The organism is Tenacibaculum sp. TB-56, from assembly GCF_059716275.2.
Genome location: NZ_CM201367.1, coordinates 30,121 through 48,937, shown reverse-complemented (window position 1 = coordinate 48,937; position 18,817 = coordinate 30,121). Strand labels below are relative to the sequence as shown.

The window sequence follows — 18,817 nt, the reverse complement described above, 5'->3', positions numbered from 1 at the left end:
TACAAAAACAAAAATAAAGGTAAAATACTGATTATTAGGTTTTTTTTAGTTGTTTTTCTTGAAAAGAAATCCTAATCCAAGTCGACTTAAAAACTTCTTTTCAAAGTCCCAGAAAAAATTAAATTGACCAAAAACCCAACCTACTAAAGGCAAAGTAGTTTGATAAATAGGAAAAATAAGTAAAATTCTTAAAGGATAATACAACCAAGGAGACATGGTTTCTGGTGATAAACCAAGTAAGCCAGTAATAGGTTTAGCTACCCAAGCAGCAAAAGAACCGTTAATAGCAAATACAATAAAAATTGCAGCCAAAGACCAGTTATTGTCTACTCCCCAACGTTGTTTTAATTTTTCCATACAGTAATAATCGTGGCAAAAGTAATTAAAAGAAAAAGGGCAAACAAATGTTTGCCCTTTGATTCATCATTAAAAGAGAAAGTTTATTTTTTTCCAAAAACACCACCTAATAATCCGCCTAATAAACCACCTGATTTTTGTTGACTACTGCTAGCATTTCCTAATACCATTCCTGCTACATCATCAACAATACTACCGTCACCATCGGCATCTAAAATTTGTTCTAAGAAGCTTTGTTCTCTTTCGTTAGAGTTTCCTCCAAGCAAACCACCTAACAAACCTCCCAAGTCACCAGCGTTATTTACATTGGTTTCGCGTTTTTGTTTTCCTAATAGGCCTAATAAGATCGGAGCCGCAGTTTTTAAGATGTCTGCTACTGCGTTAGCATCAATACCTGCTTTTTGACCAATTACTTGTTCAACACCTTGTTGTTTGTTTCCTAAAACATGTCCTAAAATTTTACTTCCATCCTGTAAAACGTCTGAATTTACACCGCCGTTAAATAAATCACCAAGATTATCTAAAATTCCTCCATCATGCTTGTTTAATGCGCTCATTAATCCTTCTGCACCTTCAGAAGAAGAAGCATTACGTTGCATAGCTTTCATTAAAACAGGCAAAGCCATTGTTAATACACTGTTTGTTTTATCAGTATCTTGACCAGTAGATCCTGCTACACCAGAAACAATTGTTTTTCCTAAGTCGCTGTTTAATAAGTCTAAAATTCCTGCCATTTTTAATTTTATAAGGTTAGTACTAAGTTCTTATTTATAGAGACACAAGTTACAAAATTGAGGTCACTTTTTTTTAAATATTTCTTTTTACCTTACAGCCTCAAAAAAACGAACAGATTACATGAGGAAACTTGCACTACACTGGCAAATTTTAATAGGAATGATTTTAGGAATTTTATTTGGCTTAGCGATGACTTTCGTTGAAGGAGGAGCGTCATTTGTAGCTGACTGGATAAAGCCTTTAGGAACTATTTTTGTGAAATTATTAAAATTAATAGCAGTTCCATTAATTATAGCGTCTTTAGTAAAAGGGATATCAGATTTAAAAGATATTTCTAAATTCAAAAATATAGGTTTACGCACTATATTAATATATATAGGTACTACGGTAATAGCAATTACTGTAGGACTAGTTTTAGTTAATGCTGTACAACCTGGAAATGGAATTTCTGAAGAAACCATAGCAAAACTAACAGAAACTTATGCGAATAGCGGAGGAGTACAATCAAAAATAGCAGAAGCAAGCAAGCAAAAAGCAAGCGGGCCTTTACAGTTTGTGGTAGATATGGTTCCTGATAATGCAATGCAGGCAATGAGTAACAACAAAGCGATGTTACAAGTAATTTTCTTTACCATTTTCTTAGGAATATCAATGTTGTTAATTGGAGAGAAGAAATCTAAACCACTAAAGAAGTTTTTCGATTCTTTAAATGAAGTTGTGCTAAAAATGGTCGATTTAATTATGTTAACTGCTCCTTATGCAGTGTTTGCATTATTGGCTAACGTAGTAGTTTCTTCAAATGATCCAGATTTATTATTAGCATTATTAAAATACGCATTAACTGTGGTAGGAGGATTATTATTACTTGTTGTTTTCTATATGATTTTAATAAGTGTATTTGTAAAAAAGAACCCATTTTGGTTTTTACAACAAATTAGTCCAGCGCAATTGTTAGCTTTTTCTACAAGTTCAAGTGCAGCAACGTTACCAGTAACAATGGAGCGTGTTGAAGAACATGTGGGAGTAGATAAAGAAGTGTCGAGTTTTGTATTACCCGTAGGAGCTACTATTAACATGGATGGAACGAGTTTATATCAAGCAGTAGCTGCAGTATTTATTGCTCAAGCACTGAGCTTTGATTTAACTTTTGGGGATCAATTAACCATTATACTAACGGCTTTATTGGCTTCTATAGGTTCTGCAGCAGTACCAGGAGCGGGTATGGTAATGCTAGTTATTGTATTAGAGTCTGTAGGTTTTCCAGCAGATAAATTAGCAATTGGTTTAGCGTTAATTTTTGCTGTAGATAGACCTTTAGATATGTGTAGAACAGTAATTAATGTTACAGGAGATGCTACAGTATCTACTTTGGTGGCAAAATCTGTAGGAAAATTAGGGAAACCACATCCTAAAAATTGGGATGATCATTATGATGAAGTAAAGTAAATGCGAAGCATTGCTTATAGATATATTGAATAATAGTAATTAAAGAAGAAAGAATAAACAAATCAGGTTAAATGAATATTTGTTTTTTAATGTATCCTTGGGAAGAAATCAATCCTGAGAAAGATTCAACGTTAACGTTGATACATGAGTGTGCAAAACGAGGGCATGGAGTAGCAATTTGTACACCATCTAATTTAACAATACGAAATAGTGTAACCAATGCGTTTTGTACCATTGTTGGAAGAATGGATAAAGTACCAGCTAGCATAAAGTCGTATTATAAAAAAGCAACAACAAGAGAGGAAATGCTACCTTTAGCAGGATTTGATGCTATTTTCATGAGAGCAAATCCACCGTTAGATCCGCTAATGTTGAATTTTTTAGATTCAGTAAAGGATGATGTTTTTATCATCAACTCGGTTCAAGGAATGCGTGAAGCAAATAACAAGTTGTATACTGCTGTTTTTGAAGACCCAAACAATGAGATAATTCCTGTAACACATGTTTCTAAAAACAAAGATTATTTAATTAATATCATTGAAGAATCTGAGTCAGATAAAATGATTCTAAAACCGTTGAACGGGTACGGGGGTTCTGGTGTAATTTTGATAGAAAAGTCGGCAATGGGGAATGTTAATTCTCTGTTAGATTTTTACATTAATAAAAGTGATGGGTCTTCCGATTATGTGATTCTTCAAGATTATATTGAAGGAGCTGATCAAGGTGATGTGCGTATTTTATTGTTAAACGGATTACCTATTGGAGCAATGAGACGTATTCCTGGAGATAAAGATCATCGTTCAAACATTACTGCTGGAGGTAGAGTAGAAAAGCACAAATTAACCAAAGCTGAGAAGTTGCTTTGCGATAAAATAGGTCCGAAGTTAGTAAAAGACGGATTGTATTTTGTGGGAATTGATGTTATTGGAGGTAAATTGGTAGAGGTTAATGTAATGAGTCCAGGAGGAATTGTGTACATTAATAAAGTATCAAAAGTTAAGATTCAAGAAAAGGTAATTGACTTTTTAGAAAGTAAAATTTTAGAAAAAAATGCAGCATTCAGAAGAATGACTGATTTAAAACGTAAAGTAGATGATGCTTAAAGTAACGACACCTCTTGTTTCAGTTGAATGGTTACAAGAGAATTTAGAGGCAGAAAATCTAATTATTTTAGATGCTACAATTCCTAAAGTAGGAGCAACAAAAGATGTTATAAAAGAAAAACAGCAAATCAAAAATGCTGTTTTCTTTGATTTAAAGAACGTTTTTTTAGATGCTGAAGGAGAGTATCCGAATACAATTCCTTCGGAAAATCACTTTGAAAAAGAAGCTCAAAAAATAGGCATAAACAACGATAGCTGTATTGTAGTTTATGATGATTTAGGTGTGTATTCATCACCTAGAGTTTGGTGGCTGTTTAAAGCTTTCGGATTTACAAATATTACTGTTTTAAATGGAGGATTGCCTGCATGGGAAGCAGCAGGTTATTCTGTAGAACTTCCAGCAAAAAAAGAAGTAGCAGAAGGAGATTTTACAGCAAAGTTTCAAAAAGAGTTGTTACGAGTAACGGAACAGGTTTTAGAAGCTTCAAACAATAAAGATTTGATTGTTGATGCGCGTTCACAAGGGCGTTTTTATGCTACTGAACCAGAACCAAGAGCTGATATGCGAGGAGGACATATTCCAAATTCGAAAAGTTTGCCTCACGGGAAATTACAGTCTGATGGAAAAATGAAGTCGACAGAAGAACTTCAACAGTTATTTTCTGAAATAAACCCTAAAAATGAACACATGACCTTTTCTTGTGGTTCAGGAATTACAGCTTGTGTTTTAGCTTTAGGAGCAGAAACGTCAGGATATACAAAGTATAGCGTGTACGATGGTTCTTGGACGGAGTGGGCAAGTAGGTTAGAGTTACCTGTTGAAAAATAGTAGTATGATGGAAAAGCTTTCAATAGCAGCAATTATAGAGAAGATTCAAAATGAAGAAATTTTTGAAGCCGTTTCTAGCGATTATTCATTTACCATAAAAATTGATGAGTATGTTCCGTATGTATGCGGAGCTGTTCACGACGGGCATCAATTTAGACAAGAATTGTGGGATAATTGTATACATACCGAATACGAACGTTGGTATGAAGAAGATCCTGAAACCAAAACGATGGTGCAATCGCATCCAATTGTTATTGCTGGGATGGACTCTCGTTTTGAGTATGATTTAAATCGCGCTCCAGAAACAGCAATTTATACTGACGCTTGGGGTAAACAGTTGTGGCACGAGCCACTTTCCGAAGAAATGAAAGCTAAAAGTTTAGCTAAACATGCTGATTTTTATAAGGTTGTTTATGCATTGATTTCAAAAATTGAGGAGAAGTTTAGTACTTGTATCGTATATGATATGCACTCGTATAATTGGCAACGTTGGGAGAGAGAAGTACCAACTTGGAATTTAGGTACAGCAAATGTTGATAACAATCGTTTTGGTAATGAAATTGAAGCTTGGAGAAGTGTTTTAGAAAAAATGCCACTACCAAATAATATCAAATCAACGTCTAAAATCAATGATACTTTTCAAGGAAATGGATATTTCTTAAAGTATATCACGCAAAACTTCAATAATACTTTAGTATTGGCAACAGAAATAGCGAAAGTATATTGTGATGAGTTAGCACAAATTACGTATCCAGAAGTAGTTAGTGCAGTAGGAAATTACTTAAAAAAGGAGTTGAAATTGCATGCACAATCATTTTATGAAACGCATAAAAAGTAAATTTGCAACCGCTTAATAAATTAGAATGAAAGAAATTAATGCTACTGCAGAAGCGATTGCTGATATAGACAAAAGAATAGACAAACTCGTTAAAAAAATAGAGTTATTACGTTACGTAAACCCTGTTAATATAGAGGAAGAAAAGCAACGTTTTTTTGAGTCGAAATACTTAACCGATCCTGTTTTTGAATATCCAAAAAGAGATTTTGACAAGTTTAAATTACATCGAGAGTTTTTTACACTTCCGTTGGAGTTGATAGAGGATGAAAAAATTCGTAATCTATATGAAGAGATTATTTATTACTACTCGGGAATTGTACAGTGTATTGAAACTGTAGGCGAAGGGAAAAAATTCTATTATAATAGTTTGCGTTCCTTCGGTAAGCCTACGGAACAAGATGTAGAGAATGCTAAATTCATTCTTCATTTTGATGCTGAAGATACTTCCGAAGAAATATTTCAACCAAAATACTCTATAGAAGAAGCGGAAAAATTATTTAGAGAATACGGAAGTAGGTATGATTTTTCGTTCAATATAAAAGAGTCTGATACTATGGGTGCGATTGCTATGGTATTAAATAGTACGCAAACCTTAGTGTTAAACAGTAATCATACGTTTTCAAAAAATGAAATGGGTATTTTAACTAATCATGAAATCGGAGTACATATGGTGACGACGATGAATGGTGTGTTGCATCCGTTAAAAATATTTTCTCATGGTTTTCCTAATAATGTTGAGACACAAGAAGGATTAGCTGTTTTTAGTGAATATATGTCGGGTAATTTAACTATTAAGCGTTTAAAAGAATTGGCGTATCGTGTAATTGCTGTAAATAGTTTGGTAAAAGGATCTTCATTTTCTAAAACCTTCAGGTTATTACATAATAACTATGACTTAGAAAGAGAGCAAGCGTTTTATATCACGACACGTATTCATAGAGGAGGCGGATTTACAAAAGATTATCTATACTTAACAGGATTGAAAAAAATCTATGATTATTTCCATTCGGGTAAAGATTTAAGTGTATTGTTAACAGGAAAAGTTTCATTAGAATATGTTAATGATATTGAATACTTGATTAATAGAGGCTATGCAGAGCATGCAAAATATATTACGGATTCTTATGTAGCGAATTCAAATACCAATCCCAAAATTGATTTTATTCTAAATAATTTAAAATAAATATGATTAAGAAAAATATACTACTAATAACCCTATTGTTTTTAACACTAGATATTTTTGCGCATGATTCCGAAGTGAATAAAACGATAGTTAAAAACGGAATTGGTTTAGGAAGTGTAATTGCAGTGGTAATTTCTTGGGATAGAAATAAATCGATATTATTAGCAATTATACATGGAATGTTAAGTTGGCTGTATGTAATATATTACTTTTTTACAAGAGAAGATTCATAAAAAATAGCCTCCGTTAGGAGGCTTTTACTATATCAGTTTTTTTACCTCTTGTTTAAGGAATGAAACGGCTGTATTTGCAGGACTTTCTTCTCGGGAATAGTCAATTAGTACATTTTCACGCAAATCTTTTGCAGTACTTACGTTATCTGCTGTAGATCGAAGCTTTGCAATAATCGCCAGTTTAGCAGCTAAAACTGCTTTCCAACTATCTTCAGAAATATATAATTGTTGAACCAAGTTATGTTCAAATTCTTGCTCAATATTTCCTATTAAAAGTTGTAAATAGTTGTCAGGATCATCTCCGATAGGGTTTACCCTTAATAATAATTTTGATGGATTAATACGTTCACAAAACAATAACATACGTTCGTATGCTTGTAGTTTTACAGGTAAACTTTCACGCTTTTTTTCAACCAAAGCGTTGAAGGTTTTTTCTTTATTGTCTTGTTCTATAAAACGACCTAAAATAAGATAAGCTACACCTCCAGTTACTAAAGCGGGTAAGGCATAGGCTAATCCTTCTATAATTTTATCTTCCATAATGCGAATATACGAGTCCTGTTAAAATTGCCAATCCAAAACTTAATAAAGTTCCGATAAGCACATACTCTGTTAATTTTCTATCTTTTGATGCGGTTAAATCTCCAAACCTGAATATTGATTTTGCTGCGAGTAAAAATCCAACTCCTGCCCATTGATTAATTGCTATAAACACAAAAACCAATAAACGTTCTAAAAAGCCAATATATTTTCCTGCATTAGCTAACGATTGTTCTTCTGATTTATTATTTTTCTCAGGATTCCAACGTGAAATTAACGTGTTTATAATGATTGAAGAGGTAAACGTAACAAAAAGCAAGCAGCAAGCTAAAAGTAAATTGTGTTCATTTACTATTGTTGAAAATGTAATATCAAAAGGTTGAAAAATATAAGTGGCGATTCCTAAAAAAAGGAGATGAAAAGCTTGGTCTAAAAAGAAAAATAAGCGTTTGTTTTTCTTTTTCTGAAGATAAAGTTTGCCTAAGTCAACTATAAAATGAGAAATGATAACCAACAAGAAAATACCCCAATAATGTAAATTAAACTGTAATAAGATTAATAGCAAAACCGCATGAACTCCTATGTGAGCGTACAGTTTGGGTGATTTAATTTTCTTCTTTTCTTTGTCTTTTACCCAGTTTTTAGGTTGAAAAACAAAATCGCCCAATAAATGAGCAACTAAAAGTTTTAAAAACAATATCATAAGTTGGTTAGTTTCTTATTTATAAGAGTTCTGTAACGTTTTTCTAGTTTCATGATTTCATCAAAACCAGCACGTTTTCTTCGTTCGCTAGCACTACTTTCTGAAATAGCTAATTTTTTAGCAATAACTTTTTGAGTGCTATTAGGATTCTCTAAATACATGTTTACAAACTCAGCTGAATTTACAGTCCAATTGTCCATAATTAGCAAGCTTAAACTTAAAGAAACTTCAAACTCTTCATTAATGTCTTTCCAAGGTGTTTTTAGCGCTAAATTTTGTTTTTTTAATAAATGATCAAAAGCATATCCTGAATTAACAAAAGCTTCGCCATTAGCTTCTGTAATTTTTGATGCCTCAAAATTTTTAGAGCCAATTCCAATAGCTAAACGAATATCTAAATCTTTTATTTTTTTAATAGCAGCTTTTAATTCAATTGCAAAAAGTAAAGCGTTAGCAATATGTTTAATTTCAATTTGAAAACTATCACCACGAAAAATTTCCCATGTTTTAGAAGTTTTTCCAATTTTGTTAAAGCTTTGCTTTAAAATTGGAAGCCATGTTTCAGTCAACACATCTCTAGAGTTTATGATATCTCCTGTTATTACACTTGTCATACCGCTAAATTTTAGTAAAAATAGATTTTTATAATCATAAAACAAAATAATTCGGGTTTAAAAACGAATTTGAGTTTATTCGGTTATAAAGACGAATTTTAAAATATTCGGTAAATGTGTCGAATTTTTTGAGAATAAAATTCGTGAATAAAAAATGGTTCAGAATCTTTAATAAACCTAAAAGAATGGTTAATTTTCCATTTTTAAAATCTTTCAATTTATTTTTCATTGAGTACTTATTTAGAGCAACTTAACGAGCCACAGAGAGCTGCCGTTTTACAAAAAGACGGTCCAATGATTATTATTGCCGGAGCAGGATCGGGTAAAACACGTGTATTAACCTACAGAATTGCTTATTTAATGGAGCAAGGAGTAGATGCATTCAACATTTTGTCACTTACCTTTACCAACAAAGCTGCCCGTGAAATGAAAGACCGTATTGGTAAAGTGGTAGGTTATAGTGAAGCTAAAAACTTATGGATGGGAACGTTTCACTCGGTTTTTGCACGTATTTTACGTTCGGAAGCTGACCGATTAGGATATCCATCCAACTTTACAATTTACGATACACAAGATTCAGTTCGATTGATAACTGCGATTATCAAGGAGATGAATTTGGATAAAGATAGATACAAGCCAAAGCAAATTCTAAGTAGAATATCTTCTTTTAAAAACAGTTTAATTACGGTAAGAGCGTATTTTAATAATTCTGATTTACAACAAGCAGATTTAGAAGCAAGCAGACCTAGAACTGGAGATATTTATAAAGAATATGTAGATAGATGTTTTAAGTCAGGAGCAATGGATTTTGATGATTTGTTACTACGTACTAATGAATTATTAGCACGTTTTCCGGATGTGTTGGCAAAATATCAAGATCGTTTTCGCTATATTTTGGTAGATGAGTACCAAGATACCAACCATTCGCAATATTTAATTGTACGTGCGTTGGCAGATCGTTTCCAGAACATTTGTGTGGTGGGAGATGATTCGCAAAGTATTTATGGATTCCGTGGAGCTAATATTCAAAATATTTTGAATTTCCAGAAGGATTATCCAGACATGAAAACATTCAAATTAGAGCAAAATTACCGCTCTACAAGTAATATCGTTCGTGCAGCAAATAGTGTTATTGATAAGAACAAAACGAAGTTAGATAAAGAAATTTGGACGGCAAACGATGCAGGAGATAGAGTGAAGGTAATGCGTACCATTTCTGATGGAGAAGAAGGACGTTTTGTAGCTCAATCTATTTGGGAAAACCAAATGAATCATCAGTTAACAAGCGATCAATTTGCTATTTTATACCGTACCAATGCGCAATCGAGAGCGATAGAAGATGCATTGCGTAAAAAAGATATCAAGTATAAAATTTACGGAGGAATCTCTTTCTATCAACGTAAAGAGATTAAAGATTTATTATCGTATTTACGAATTTTAATCAATCCGAATGATGAGGAAGCGTTAAAGCGTATTATCAATTATCCAGCAAGAGGTATTGGTGCTACAACGATAGATAAGTTGACAATTGCTGCAAATCATTATAAAAAATCGATGTTTGATATTTTAAAGAATATCAGCACGATTGATATAAGTATTAATTCCGGAACTAAAACAAAGTTGCAAAACTTTGTCAATATGATTCAGCGTTTTCAAATAGAAGCGCAAACTAAAAATGCATTTGAAATTGCAGATTTAGTGGTAAAACAAACACAATTAGTCAAAGATTTACAGAAAGACGGAACTCCAGAAGGGGTTAATAAGGTTGAAAACGTTCAGGAATTATTAAACGGAATAAAAGACTTTATTACCGACAAAATAGAAACAGGAGAAGATGCTTCGCTAACATCATTTTTAGAAGACGTAGCATTGGCAACCGATTTTGATTCTGATAAACAAGATGAAGAACCTCGTGTTTCGTTAATGACAATTCACTTATCAAAAGGTCTAGAATTTCCGTATGTATACATTGTAGGATTGGAAGAAAGTTTATTCCCTTCGGCAATGAGTATGAATACCCGTAGTGAGCTAGAAGAAGAACGTCGTTTATTTTATGTAGCCTTAACAAGAGCTGAAAAAGGAGCGTATTTGACCTATGCGCAAACACGTTATCGTTGGGGTAAATTAACGGACGGTGAACCAAGTAGATTCTTAGAAGAAATAGATGAACAATATTTAGAGTATTTAACTCCTAAAGTTCCTGAACCATCAGCAAATAGGTTTATTGATGCAAGTTTGTTTGATGATACTCCGAAGCAAATTCGTTTCCAAAAACCTATTCAGAAGAAAAGAAAAGAGTTTTTAGAGAAGAAAGAAAAACCGATGACGATTCCTCCAAAAAGTAAAATGAAAAAGGTTTCAGAAATGAATCCAACAATGAATTTATTTGATGGAGAAATTACTGTAGGGAATTTGGTAGAGCACAACCGCTTTGGAACAGGAAGAGTAATAGCTTTAGAAGGAAAAGGACCCAATAAAAAAGCTGAAATAGAGTTTAGTACTGTAGGTAAAAAGAAATTATTGTTACAATTTGCAAAATTGAAGGTAGTCGGATAGCTAATTCGTAAATAATTACCTATTTTGCATGGATAAAAACATAGAGAAATGACGTTTGATTTAGAATACAATTCAGAAAGATCGAAATTAATTATTCCTGAATACGGAAGGCATATACAAAAACTCGTAAATCATTGTGTTGCTCTAGAAGATAGAGAAGAGCGTAATACAATGGCTAAGGCGATTATAGACGTGATGGGTAATTTACAACCACATTTACGTGATGTTCCTGATTTTAAGCATAAGCTTTGGGATCAGTTACATATCATGTCTAATTTTAAATTAGATGTAGATTCTCCTTATGAAACTCCTTCTAAAGAAGAGTTACAAGAGGCTCCAGAAAGAATGGCATACCCTAAATCAGCTTCAAAATATCGTTTTTATGGAACGAACATTCAAACAATGATTGATGTTGCTTTAACATGGGAAGATGGTGATATGAAAGAAGCGTTGGTTTTTACGATTGCAAATCATATGAAAAAATGTTATCTAAACTGGAATAAAGATACGGTTGATGATAATGTAATTTTTGATCATTTGTATGAATTATCAGACGGAAAAATAGACATTCGAAGTATAGAAGAAGATTTAACAGATAGTAAAAGCTTGTTAAGAAAACGCAGTACGCAAGGTCAGCACAAATCAAAAGGAAAAGCAAACACTAAATACAGAAAAAAATAAATGGCATCATTTAAAATTGAAGGAGGTCACAAATTAAAAGGAACAATAACACCACAAGGAGCAAAAAACGAAGCATTACAAGTAATTTGTGCGGTGTTATTAACTTCAGAAAAAGTAATAATAAACAACATTCCTGATATTATTGATGTCAATAAGTTGATTTTCATCTTAGGAGAATTGGGAGTTAAGATTGAAAAACTCTCTAAGAATTCGTATAGTTTTCAAGCAGATGATATCAATTTAAAATATCTAGAATCAGCAGACTTTAAAAGAGATGGGAGCTCATTAAGAGGTTCAATTATGATTGTTGGTCCGTTATTAGCTCGTTTTGGAAAAGGATATATTCCACGCCCAGGAGGAGATAAAATTGGTCGTCGTCGTTTAGATACACACTTCGAAGGTTTCATCAATTTAGGAGCAAAATTCCGTTATAACCGTGAAGAATATTTCTACGGAGTAGAAACAGAAACTGGATTGGTAGGAGCAGAAATGTTGTTAGATGAAGCTTCTGTAACAGGTACTGCAAATATTATTATGGCTGCGGTTTTGGCTAAGGGAACCACAACGATTTATAACGCTGCATGTGAACCTTATATTCAACAATTATCCAAAATGTTGAATTCAATGGGAGCAAAAATCTCAGGTGTAGGTTCTAACTTGTTAACGATTGAAGGAGTTGAGTCTTTAGGAGGTTGTGAGCATACCATTTTACCAGACATGATTGAAATTGGTAGTTGGATAGGTATGGCAGCTATGACACGGTCTGAATTAACTATTAAAGATGTTAGTTGGGACGATTTAGGGCAAATTCCTAATGTATTTAGAAAGTTGGGAATTCAACTAGAGAAAAGAGGAGATGATATTTTTATTCCTGAGCAAGATAGTTACGAAATTCAAAGTTATATTGACGGGTCTGTATTAACCGTTGCCGATGCACCTTGGCCAGGGTTTACACCAGATTTATTAAGTATAGTTTTAGTAGTAGCTACTCAAGCAAAAGGAACGGTATTAATCCATCAAAAAATGTTTGAAAGCCGTTTGTTCTTTGTCGATAAATTAATTGATATGGGGGCAAAAGTAATTTTATGTGATCCACATAGAGCTACGGTAATTGGTCACGATTTCAAATCGCAATTAAAGGCTACAAAAATGACTTCACCAGATATTCGTGCAGGTATTTCACTATTAATAGCAGCACTTTCTGCTAAAGGAACGAGTATCATCGATAATATTGAACAAATTGATAGAGGCTATGAAGATATTGAAGCTCGTTTAAAATCTATCGGAGCAAAAATTGAAAGAATAGAAAATTAACACTAATTAGTAAATTAGCGGATTAGGTAAAATTATAGATTAAAAATCGTGTCAAGTTGACACGATTTTTTTATTGGCAACATTCTTGTTAATCAAAAGAGAGAAAATAAAAGAAACTATTTACAATGAGTAAAGATCAATATACAAAAGAAGACGAAATTAATGACGCTGTAAAAAGTGGAGAATTAGGGGGAGATCAAGAAGAAACTCAAGAAAATAAGGAGGTTGAGTCAAAAGAAGTGCCTACTGCTGAAGAGTTAATTCAAGCAGAAAAAGACAAATACTTACGTTTGTTTGCAGAGTTTGAAAACTATAAAAAACGTACTTCTAAAGAACGTGTCGAGCTTTTTAAAACTGCAAGTCAAGAATTAATGACAGCTTTACTGCCAATTATGGATGATTTTGATAGAGGTTTGGCAGAAATTAAAAAGTCTGAAGATTCTGAGTTATTAAAAGGAATGGAGCTTATCAATAACAAGTTTAAAAGCACTTTAACACAAAAAGGATTAGTAGAGATAGAGGTAAAGCCAGGAGATGATTTCGATGCTGAAATTCATGATGCAATTACACAAATACCTGCTCCAACAGAAGATTTAAAAGGAAAAATTATCGATTGTGTAGAGAAAGGATACAAACTAGGAGATAAAATTATTCGTCACCCTAAAGTAGTAATGGGGCAAGCGTAAACGGTTATCATAAGCAGTTTGATAATAGTTTAATTTAAGTTATTAGTAAAAAAACTAAAGACTAATAACTAAAGACTAATAACTAATAGAATGGCAAAACAAGATTATTACGAAATATTAGGAATATCAAAATCGGCATCGCAAGCTGAAATAAAAAAAGCATATCGAAAGATGGCTATTAAGTATCATCCAGATAAAAATCCGGATGATAAAGATGCTGAAGAAAAATTCAAATTAGCTGCTGAAGCGTATGAAATATTAAGTGATGAGAACAAGAAAGCTCGTTACGATCAGTATGGTCATGCTGCTTTTGAAGGAGGTCATGGAGGCTTCGGTGGTGGTGGAATGAATATGGATGACATTTTCAGCCAATTTGGAGATATTTTTGGAGGAGCTTTCGGTGGTGGTTTCGGAGGTTTTGGTGGCGGTGGTCACCGTCAAGCACGAGTTAAAGGTAGTAACTTACGTATTCGTGTAAAACTTACCTTAGAAGAAATTGCCAAAGGAGTAGAGAAGAAGGTAAAAGTTCGTAGAAAAGTTCAAGCTGAAGGAGTAACGTATAAAACTTGTTCAACCTGTAATGGTACAGGACAACAAATGCGAGTTACCAATACCATTTTAGGTAGAATGCAAACAGCGACTACTTGTGGTACTTGTCATGGAGCAGGAGAAATGTTAGACAAGAAACCTAGTGGAGCAGATGCTCAAGGTATGATTGTAAAAGAAGAAACCGTTTCTATTAACATTCCTGAAGGAGTTACTGAAGGAGTTCAATTAAAAGTAGGAGGAAAAGGAAACGAAGCTCCTGGTAAGAACTCAATTCCTGGTGACTTATTAGTGTTGATTGAAGAAGTACCACACGATACTTTAAAGAGAGAAGGAAGTAATATACATTATGATTTATACATAAACTTCTCAGAAGCTGTTTTAGGAACTTCTAAAGAAATAGATACAGTTACAGGAAAAGTTAAGATTAAAGTTGATGCAGGAACGCAATCAGGTAAGATTTTACGATTAAAAGGTAAAGGATTACCGAGTATTGAACGTTACGGGCATGGAGATTTCTTAATTCATATAAATGTGTGGACACCACAAGAATTAACAAAGAATCAACGTAAGTTTTTTGAGGAAATGCAAGAAGATGAGAACTTTAGTCCAAACCCTCAAAAGTCAGACAAGTCGTTCTTCGAAAAGGTTAAGGACATGTTTTCTTAAAAAAAATATAAAATTTGATTTTTTTTGATTTAAAATTTTTTTAAAACAAAAAACGTTTATATATTTGCAGTGTCTAGGAGACGTTCTAGACACTTTTTCTTTTTCATAGCAATTTTCCCACTCAATTTTTTGAGTGGGTTTTTTTTATGAATAAAGTTGTGAACTAAAAACATATTAAGCAGACCTATCTTATCGACTTGCAGTACATGTAAGTAGGAAAGTCTGGACACCATAGAGTAGCATAGCGGATAACATCCGTCCGGTGTGAACCGAGGACAAGTGCAACAGAAAGTATGTACAGGTAATGCTGTAGTGAAACCAGGTAAACTCTATGCGGTGCAATGCCATGTACATTAGAGCTTGAGCGTTACTCGCGCGATTCTAAGGGGTAGGCAGATTGATTCCGAGAGTAATTTCGGAACTAGATAAATGATAAGAGCCTCATTTTTTGAGGGACAGAATCCAGCTTATGGGTCTGCTTTTTTTCCTATTTAGAATCATTATAGTCTTTTCAGTATTATCTTTAAAATATCTCAATTGTCAAATTGATAATTAATAAGCCTATTTTTAAGTGTTTTTTTAGTATATTTTTAAAAACAGCTGTTTCAAATTGAATAAATTCATTGTTTCTGCTGTTTTGTTGTTTATTTTTAAAATTGAGGTTAAAATAGTACTTTTGCTAGGCAAAAAATAACAAGATATACTCGTATGTAAACTTGATATATGTGCTTACATATAACAGTTTAGATACAAATAAATCAAGAAATAATAAGAGTAGTTTTTATAGTTGTATATCAACTTCAATAAAGCCTAGTTTTTAGAGTTTCTTTCAAATATTAAATAATAAACCTTTTATGAACACATACTCAGATTACCTAAAGGAGATTGAAGTAAGAAAAGGGCAAGGTCTACACCCTAAGCCAATTGATGGAAGTGAATTGTTAACTGAAATCATCTCACAAATTAAAGATGAAAATAACGAGCACCGTAAAGAGTCTCTTAATTTCTTCATTTATAATGTTTTACCAGGTACAACAAGTGCTGCTGGTGTAAAAGCTGATTTCTTAAAAGAGATTATCTTAGGAGAATCTGTAGTAGAAGAAATTACTCCAGCTTTTGCTTTTGAACAGTTATCTCACATGAAAGGTGGACCTTCAATTAAGGCTTTATTAGACTTAGCTTTAGGGAATGATGAAGCAATAGCTAAAGAAGCTGCTAAAGTGTTAAAAACTCAAGTGTTTTTATATGAGGCAGATACTGAGCGTTTAGAAGAGGCTATGAAAGCTGGAAGTGCAATAGCTAAAGAAATTATAGAGAGTTATGCGCAAGCAGAATTTTTTACAAAATTACCTGAGGTAGATGAAGAAATTCAAATAGTAACATTTGTTGCTGGTGTAGGTGATATTTCTACAGATTTATTATCACCAGGTGCAGATGCACACTCTAGATCTGATCGTGAGTTACACGGACAATCTATTTTTGAGCACAACAAAGAAATGCAACAAGAATTGTTAGCATTAAAAGAGCAACATCCAGATAAACGAGTGATGTTAATCGCTGAAAAAGGAACGATGGGAGTAGGATCTTCAAGAATGTCAGGAGTAAATAACGTTGCTCTTTGGACAGGAATTTCTTCTAGCCCTTATGTACCATTCATAAATATAGCACCAGTAATTGCTGGTACTAACGGAATTTCTCCAATTTTCTTAACGACTGTTGGGGTAACTGGAGGTATTGGTATTGATCTTAAAAACTGGGTAAAACAAAAAGATGCTGAAGGAAATACAGTATTAGATGCTGATGGAGAGCCAGTTTTAGAACAAACTTATTCTGTTGATACAGGAACTGTGTTAACTATTAACACAAAAACTAAGAAATTATATAACGGCGATAAAGAATTAAAAGATATTTCTGATGCTTTAACTCCACAAAAAATGGAGTTCATCAAAGCTGGTGGTTCTTATGCAGTGGTTTTTGGTAAAAAATTACAAACATTTGCTGCCAAAGTTTTAGGAATTGAAGCTCCACAAGTATATGCAGCGTCTAAAGAAATTTCTGTTGAAGGACAAGGATTAACAGCGGTTGAAAAAATCTTCAACAAAAATGCTGTAGGAACTACTCCAGGAAAAACATTACATGCAGGTTCTGATGTTCGTGTAGAAGTTAACATTGTAGGGTCTCAAGATACTACAGGGTTAATGACTTCTCAAGAATTAGAAATGATGGCTGCTACGGTAATTTCTCCAATCGTTGATGGAGGATACCAATCAGGATGTCATACTGCTTCAGTTTGGGATGATAAGTCAAAAGCGAACATTCCTAGATTAATGAAGTTTATGAACGACTTCGGTTTAATTACTGGTCGTGATCCTAAAGGACAATATCACGCAATGACGGATGTAATTCATAAAGTATTGAATGATATTACAGTAAGTGATTGGGATATCATTATTGGAGGTGACTCTCATACACGTATGTCTAAAGGTGTTGCCTTTGGTGCCGATTCAGGAACAGTTGCTTTAGCCTTAGCGACTGGAGAAGCTACAATGCCAATTCCACAATCGGTAAAAGTGACGTTTAAGGGAGATATGAGAAGTTTCATGGATTTCCGTGATGTAGTGCACGCTACACAACAACAAATGTTAAAGCAATTTGGAGGAGAGAACGTTTTCCAAGGAAGAGTTATTGAAGTACATATAGGTACCTTAACAGCTGATCAAGCTTTTACATTTACTGACTGGACTGCGGAAATGAAAGCAAAAGCTTCTATCTGTATTTCTGAAGATGAAACATTAATTGAATCACTAGAAATTGCCAGAGACCGTATCCAAATCATGATTGATAAAGGAATGGATAATGAAAAGCAAGTATTACAAGGTTTAGTTGATAAAGCGAATACTAGAATTCAAGAGGTTAAAACAGGTATCAAACCAGCGTTAAAACCAGATGCGGATGCTAACTATTATGCAGAAGTTGTGATTGATTTAGATGAAATCGCTGAGCCAATGATTGCTGATCCAGATGTAAATAACGAAGACGTTTCTAAACGTTATACGCACGATACTATTCGCCCATTATCATTCTACGGAGGAACTAAAAAAGTAGACTTAGGATTTGTAGGATCTTGTATGGTTCATAAAGGAGATATGAAAATCTTAGCTCAAATGTTAAAGAACATTGAAGCGCAACAAGGTAAAGTAGAGTTCAATGCTCCATTAGTAGTTGCGCCACCAACCTATAACATTGTAGATGAGTTAAAAGCAGAAGGAGATTGGGAAGTATTACAAAAATATTCAGGATTTGAGTTTGACGATAATGCTCCTAAAGGATTAGCACGTACGAAGTATGAAAACATGTTATATTTAGAGCGTCCAGGTTGTAACTTATGTATGGGTAACCAAGAAAAAGCAGAACCAGGAGATACGGTAATGGCAACTTCAACACGTTTATTCCAAGGAAGAGTTGTAAAAGATTCTGGTGAGAAAAAAGGAGAATCGTTATTATCATCTACTCCAGTAGTAGTATTATCAACTATTTTAGGAAGAACTCCTACCATGGAAGAATACGAAAAAGCTGTTGATGGAATCGTATTAACGAAATTTAAACCATCTCAAAAGCAATTAGTAATGTAATCACAAACATTATTTATAAATAGAAGCCCGAGTTTTAACTCGGGCTTTGTTGTTATTAATTAATTTCTGGATTAAACTCTACTATAGAAAAAACTTATGTAAACTTATTATAATTATATAGCTACTTCCATCTTTTATACTGTTTTTTTTGG

The 18,817-nt window shown here is 33.3% G+C and carries 17 protein-coding genes and 1 other RNA gene; 13 read left to right on the top strand and 5 right to left on the bottom strand.

Annotation, left to right across the window (positions count from 1 at the left end; genetic code table 11):
* Positions 1 to 45: 45 nt before the first annotated feature.
* Both AC3VI6_RS00225 and AC3VI6_RS00220 read right to left on the bottom strand, forming a co-directional pair.
* Positions 46 to 357 (bottom strand): DUF6787 family protein, encoded by a 312-nt coding sequence (locus AC3VI6_RS00225; RefSeq protein ID WP_435255050.1) that lies wholly within the window; start codon positions 355 to 357, stop codon positions 46 to 48.
* A gap of 83 nt (positions 358 to 440) precedes the next feature.
* A complete protein-coding gene (locus AC3VI6_RS00220; RefSeq protein ID WP_435255049.1) occupies positions 441 to 1,091 on the bottom strand; it encodes a DUF937 domain-containing protein in 651 nt (216 codons plus the stop codon).
* 121 nt (positions 1,092 to 1,212) lie between these two features.
* Here AC3VI6_RS00220 and AC3VI6_RS00215 point away from each other — a divergent pair, with 121 nt between their 5' ends.
* From AC3VI6_RS00215 to AC3VI6_RS00190, 6 genes are all read left to right on the top strand, one after another.
* Positions 1,213 to 2,538 (top strand): dicarboxylate/amino acid:cation symporter, encoded by a 1,326-nt coding sequence (locus AC3VI6_RS00215; RefSeq protein ID WP_497704732.1) that lies wholly within the window; start codon positions 1,213 to 1,215, stop codon positions 2,536 to 2,538.
* A 71-nt stretch (positions 2,539 to 2,609) separates the two neighbouring features.
* On the top strand, positions 2,610 to 3,641 hold the full coding sequence (gshB, locus tag AC3VI6_RS00210; RefSeq protein WP_497704731.1) for a glutathione synthase: 1,032 nt from the start codon (positions 2,610 to 2,612) through the stop codon (positions 3,639 to 3,641).
* Positions 3,631 to 4,470 carry a sulfurtransferase gene (locus AC3VI6_RS00205; RefSeq protein ID WP_497704730.1) on the top strand — a complete coding sequence of 280 codons (840 nt, stop codon included), beginning with the start codon at positions 3,631 to 3,633 and terminating at the stop codon, positions 4,468 to 4,470. The genes gshB and AC3VI6_RS00205 overlap by 11 nt, the downstream gene beginning before the upstream one ends.
* 7 nt (positions 4,471 to 4,477) lie before the next feature.
* Positions 4,478 to 5,308 carry an N-formylglutamate amidohydrolase gene (locus AC3VI6_RS00200; RefSeq protein ID WP_497706557.1) on the top strand — a complete coding sequence of 277 codons (831 nt, stop codon included), beginning with the start codon at positions 4,478 to 4,480 and terminating at the stop codon, positions 5,306 to 5,308.
* Positions 5,309 to 5,333: 25 nt separating this feature from the next.
* Positions 5,334 to 6,491 (top strand): peptidase MATCAP family protein, encoded by a 1,158-nt coding sequence (locus AC3VI6_RS00195; protein WP_497704729.1) that lies wholly within the window; start codon positions 5,334 to 5,336, stop codon positions 6,489 to 6,491.
* A 2-nt stretch (positions 6,492 to 6,493) separates the two neighbouring features.
* Positions 6,494 to 6,724, top strand: coding sequence for a hypothetical protein (locus AC3VI6_RS00190; RefSeq protein ID WP_497704728.1), 231 nt, complete (start codon positions 6,494 to 6,496; stop codon positions 6,722 to 6,724).
* A 27-nt stretch (positions 6,725 to 6,751) separates the two neighbouring features.
* Here the strand turns inward: AC3VI6_RS00190 and AC3VI6_RS00185 are convergent, their stop codons facing one another.
* The 3 genes from AC3VI6_RS00185 to AC3VI6_RS00175 are packed head-to-tail and all read right to left on the bottom strand — an operon-like array spanning position 6,752 to position 8,581.
* Positions 6,752 to 7,264, bottom strand: coding sequence for a DUF7935 family protein (locus AC3VI6_RS00185; RefSeq protein ID WP_497704727.1), 513 nt, complete (start codon positions 7,262 to 7,264; stop codon positions 6,752 to 6,754).
* Positions 7,254 to 7,967 carry a DUF3307 domain-containing protein gene (locus tag AC3VI6_RS00180; RefSeq protein ID WP_497704726.1) on the bottom strand — a complete coding sequence of 238 codons (714 nt, stop codon included), beginning with the start codon at positions 7,965 to 7,967 and terminating at the stop codon, positions 7,254 to 7,256. Before AC3VI6_RS00180 ends, AC3VI6_RS00185 begins: the two co-directional genes overlap by 11 nt.
* Positions 7,964 to 8,581 (bottom strand): SatD family protein, encoded by a 618-nt coding sequence (locus AC3VI6_RS00175; RefSeq protein WP_497704725.1) that lies wholly within the window; start codon positions 8,579 to 8,581, stop codon positions 7,964 to 7,966. Before AC3VI6_RS00175 ends, AC3VI6_RS00180 begins: the two co-directional genes overlap by 4 nt.
* Positions 8,582 to 8,809: 228 nt before the next feature.
* Here AC3VI6_RS00175 and AC3VI6_RS00170 point away from each other — a divergent pair, with 228 nt between their 5' ends.
* The 7 genes from AC3VI6_RS00170 to AC3VI6_RS00140 all read left to right on the top strand — a co-directional run bounded on the left by AC3VI6_RS00170 (position 8,810) and on the right by AC3VI6_RS00140 (position 18,665).
* Entirely contained in the window at positions 8,810 to 11,137 is a 2,328-nt protein-coding gene (locus AC3VI6_RS00170; protein ID WP_497704724.1) for an ATP-dependent helicase, read from the top strand.
* Between the two features lie 48 nt (positions 11,138 to 11,185).
* Positions 11,186 to 11,818, top strand: a complete 633-nt coding sequence (locus AC3VI6_RS00165; protein WP_408035910.1) for a DUF4290 domain-containing protein — start codon at positions 11,186 to 11,188, stop codon at positions 11,816 to 11,818.
* Positions 11,819 to 13,132, top strand: a complete 1,314-nt coding sequence (murA, locus tag AC3VI6_RS00160; RefSeq protein WP_497704723.1) for a UDP-N-acetylglucosamine 1-carboxyvinyltransferase — start codon at positions 11,819 to 11,821, stop codon at positions 13,130 to 13,132. It begins immediately after the preceding gene.
* A 125-nt stretch (positions 13,133 to 13,257) separates the two neighbouring features.
* Complete coding sequence (locus AC3VI6_RS00155; RefSeq protein WP_497704722.1) at positions 13,258 to 13,818, top strand: nucleotide exchange factor GrpE; 561 nt, start codon at positions 13,258 to 13,260, stop codon at positions 13,816 to 13,818.
* Positions 13,819 to 13,908: 90 nt separating this feature from the next.
* Positions 13,909 to 15,033 carry a molecular chaperone DnaJ gene (dnaJ, locus tag AC3VI6_RS00150; protein WP_497704721.1) on the top strand — a complete coding sequence of 375 codons (1,125 nt, stop codon included), beginning with the start codon at positions 13,909 to 13,911 and terminating at the stop codon, positions 15,031 to 15,033.
* 175 nt (positions 15,034 to 15,208) lie between these two features.
* Positions 15,209 to 15,519: RNase P RNA component class A (rnpB, locus tag AC3VI6_RS00145), an RNA gene on the top strand.
* A 368-nt stretch (positions 15,520 to 15,887) separates the two neighbouring features.
* Positions 15,888 to 18,665 carry a bifunctional aconitate hydratase 2/2-methylisocitrate dehydratase gene (locus tag AC3VI6_RS00140; protein WP_497704720.1) on the top strand — a complete coding sequence of 926 codons (2,778 nt, stop codon included), beginning with the start codon at positions 15,888 to 15,890 and terminating at the stop codon, positions 18,663 to 18,665.
* Positions 18,666 to 18,817 lie beyond the last annotated feature (152 nt).